1 protein-coding gene is annotated in these 1156 nt (G+C 60.2%); it reads left to right on the top strand.

Annotation, left to right across the window (positions count from 1 at the left end):
- Positions 1 to 194 precede the first annotated feature (194 nt).
- On the top strand, positions 195 to 1112 hold the full coding sequence (locus NZK35_RS10350; RefSeq protein ID WP_259632465.1) for a cation diffusion facilitator family transporter: 918 nt from the start codon (positions 195 to 197) through the stop codon (positions 1110 to 1112).
- Positions 1113 to 1156 lie beyond the last annotated feature (44 nt).

Consider the following 1156-nt stretch of genomic DNA (forward strand, 5'->3'; position numbering starts at 1 on the left):
AAGCCTGGACACCAACACGTGTGCCCGTGCCATTCGTGTCGGACGCCTTTTTCGCACTGTTGCGTGGCAATCGATAGAAATGGCGCGAAACCTTAGGTCACCGATAGCCGCAGGATCGACGTGCGGGTAAAAAGTCGGTTAACTTAGAAGGTTTTGACGTCTCTTCCCGCCACCGTTCCCGGTTCCGCATTCGCGTGTCGCTCAGTCCCCCACGAGACGAAGCATCGATCGCGGTCCGCGATCGTGTTTATGTCGATGCCAAACGCGCCGCGATCTGGGGGCTGAGCGTGAACATCGTGTTGGTCGTTGCCAAGCTGTCCGGCGGGCTGGTCTTGCGGAGTTCCGCGTTGATCGCCGACGCGGTCAATTCGATCGGGGACGTGACCAGTTCGGTTGCCGTTCGCGCGGCGTTGCACGTCGCCGAGCAGGAAGAAGACGATGATCATCCCTACGGACACACTAAAGCCGAATCGATCGCGGGGTTCGGTGTTTCGTTGCTGGTGATGTTCGGCGCCGGGATTTTGATGATCGAGACGATCCGGCAGTTTTCCGCGGCGGCAACGATCCCGCACTGGTCGGCCGGTGTGATCGCGGCGGTCTGTAGCGTGATCAAGGAAGTGCTGTTTCGGTACACGTCGCACGTTGCCACTCGCCTCGGTTCGGCAGCGCTTCGCGCGACGGCGTTGGATCACCGCAGCGACGCGTTGGGGTCCGGGGCGATCGCGATCAGTTTGTTCGCCGCACCGCACCTGGGCGCGTTCGGACCGTACGTGGATCCCGTCGCGGCCTTGTGCGTTTGCGGCGTGTTGATCATGTCCAGCGCCAAAATGTTTCTAGCGATCGCGGCAGAACTGATGGATCAGCAAGCGGACGCGGCGACGGTGGCAAAGGTGCGTGACATCGCCGCGGATGTCGATCAGGTCAAAGAGATCGAAAAGCTGCGGGTCCGCAAGAGCGGGCTGGAGTATTTCATCGAGATCCACGTTCAAGTCGACGGCCAGTTGAGCGTCGATCAAGGCCACCGCATCGCACACGAGGTCAAAAATCGGCTGTTGGCCAACATGCCGAGAGTCAGGGACGTGCATATCCACGTTGAACCGTGGGATGGGTGAGTAGGGGCGGTTTCGAGTTTCGAAACCGAGTACCGAGTACCGAG

It is taken from the genome of Stieleria sedimenti (genome assembly GCF_025060895.1).
In the GTDB taxonomy this organism is placed as follows: domain Bacteria; phylum Planctomycetota; class Planctomycetia; order Pirellulales; family Pirellulaceae; genus Stieleria; species Stieleria sedimenti.